Source organism: Psychrobacter sp. T6-1 (assembly GCF_052258445.1).
Window position 1 is genome coordinate 1 of record NZ_JBQQFC010000295.1, and the last position, 2,971, is coordinate 2,971.

Consider the following 2,971-nt stretch of genomic DNA (forward strand, 5'->3'; position numbering starts at 1 on the left):
CAAATTTAGATAGCCCAATTGCCAATGGAATTGGTTCTGTTGCTATCGGTTCAAGTGGAAATGCCACTACCAATGGCTTAAACGGTGCTATCGCTTCAGGAAACCATGCCTTAGCTCTCATGTCTGGTGCAGAGGCATCAGGTGTAAACTCTGTTGCTATTGGTGCAGGTTCTAAGGCTTCTGCCGCCAATGCTTATGCCCTTGGTGAAAGCGCTAATGCAGCAGCTCAAAACACCGTTGCACTTGGTGCGGACACTAGTAGTAATACACAATATGGGGTCAGCATCGGTCGTGCTGCAAGCTCAACAGGTCAATCCTCTGTTGCTATAGGCGGTGGCACAGCTGGTGGCGGCGCTGCTCAAACTAGTGGTCAGGGAGCTATCGCCATTGGTAGTGGCGGCAGCAACGCTGACGGTGCAAAAGCTACTAACATTCGTGCTATTGCCATTGGTCAAGGAGCTGTAGCCGATCAAAATTCTAGTATTAGTATCGGTGCCACTGCCAATGCAAGCATTGCTAACTCTGTTGCTTTGGGCGCAGGCTCAACAACAACTGCACCAGCGGGCGCTTCATTCTTGACTAATGTCGCCGCAGTACCTGCAAATGGTGTGGTGTCTGTTGGCACTGCTACAGCGACCAGACGTATTCAGAATGTCGCAGGCGGCTCGGCTGCGACTGATGCGGTAAACGTGGCTCAACTAACAGAACAAAACACGAGAACTAATAAACAAGGTGTCGATACTGCAGCTGCGCTTGGTGGTGGATCTACTTATACTGCAAATACTGGCGCGGTTAGCTTACCAACCTACAGTATAGGCGGTGCAAGCTTTAACAGTGTTGGTACTGCACTTGGAAATTTAGATGGTCGCACGACAACGAACACAGGTAATATCACTAATTTACAAAATCAGACGTTTAGACTACGTGCAAATGCTGATACGTCAACTGCGGTAGCCGCAAGCGATACGGTCACTTTCCTCGATGGCAATAATGTCAATATTACGCGCACAGGCAATAACGTCACTATCGGTACTTCAGCAACCCCAACCTTTACTAGCGTGACTACAGGTAACAGCTTACTGAACAATGCAGGTTTAACGATTACAGGTGGTCCAAGTGTCACAGCTGCGGGTATCAATGCAGCAGGCAACAAGATTACTAATGTTACTGCAGGTACAGCGAATACAGATGCTGCTAACGTTGCTCAAGTCACTGCAGCTAGAACGATTGTAGCAGCAGGGACTAACGTTGCTAGTGTAACGAAAACAACAAGCGTGGCAACAGGACAAGATACTTATACTGTTAATGCTAATGGGTCTAAAGTCACAGCAGGCTCTGGTGCAGTTACTATCACTGAGACCGCAATTGCTAACAATGTTACTCAATCTGCAGTCGATCTAAGCGCAGATAGTAAAGCAAGCTTAGTTAGAGCAGATAACTCAGTTCAGTATGACAATGCTGGTAAAACTAGCGTGACTCTAGGCGGTGGTGCAGATGGTACCACACTGACCAATCTCAAAGCGGGCGTCAATGCCAAAGATGCGGTAAACGTCACTCAGCTAAATACAGTGAGCACTGCTGCTAATAGAGGTATCAATGTTACAACGGCTCAAACGGGCACTGGTACGGTTACTGGCACCTCAGTGGCTCAAGTGGCCACTGGGGAGACGGCAACATTCACCGCAGGAAATAATATTGCAATCACTCAGGCAGGCAAAGAAGTACAAATTGCTGTCAGCGCAACGCCAACCTTTACTAGCGTGACTACAGGTAACAGTGTTCTTAATAATACTGGTCTAACCATTACAGGCGGTACTAACGGCACTGTTGCACTTACCAACACCGGTCTTGATAACGGCAACAACACCATCACCAACGTAGCAGATGGTACGGACAACACTGACGCTGTGAACCTAGGTCAACTAAACGCCGCCGCCAATACTACAACCAACACCGCACCCGTAGTCTATACCCAAGCGGACGGCACCCAAGTGTATAGACAAGCCAATGGTGACTTCAACACCGCAGTAGATGGTACAGGTACAGCAGTTGCGCCTGCGAACATCATCACAAGCATTCGTAGTGCAGATGGCAGCACCACCACAGCGACCAGATTGAGCAACGTTGCCCCAGGCACCATAGGTACAGGTAGCACTGATGCTGTGAATGGTAGTCAGCTTAATACGACGAATACAAGAGTGGCGAACAACACCACCGCTTTAGGTGGTAGCTATGATGCGACAACAGGAGACTACACAGCGCCTGAGTATAACGTTGTAGCTAACCCATCAAGCGCGACGACCACATCATTTAACACCGTTAAAGGTGCGGTAGAACAGCTTAGTGGCGCTATCCAAACCCCACTTACCTTTACCGGTAATACAGGCAGCACCGATCGCAAACTGGGTGAGACTCTAGCAATAACAGGTAATGGCAACCTAAGCACTGTCAGTTCAGCGAGTGGCGTTGCCATCAGTCTAAGTGACACCCCAACCTTTACTAGCGTGACGACAGGAAATACTGTTGTCAATACAAATGGCGTGACGATCACGAACGGTGCTAATACCACTACACTGAGTACAAACGGTACCACTGTCTTTGATGGTAATAACACGACTAACTATGGTGCAAATGGATTCAACATAGCAGGCGGTCCAAGTGCAACGGTCAATGGTATTGATGCTGGTGGTAGTGTTATTAGACGTGTAGCTGATGGCAATTTAGGTCTCAATAGCAATCAAGCTGTAAACGGTAGTCAACTATTCAAGATTGCAGACTCTACTGCTAATAACTTTGGCGGTGGCTCATCTGTTAGACCTAACGGTACTATAAGTGCACCAAGATATGTTCTGGATGACGGTACTAACCAAGGACAGACGACTACAGTCCGTAATGTCGGTGACGCGCTTGGCAATCTTGACACCCGCACCACCACCAACACCGGTGACATCGCTAACATTCAAGAGCAGGC

At 48.3% G+C, this 2,971-nt stretch carries 1 pseudogene; it reads left to right on the plus strand.

From position 1 onward, the window contains the following. Positions 1-2,971: pseudogene (locus tag ACTXGO_RS11890) on the plus strand (beta strand repeat-containing protein); the annotation flags it as partial.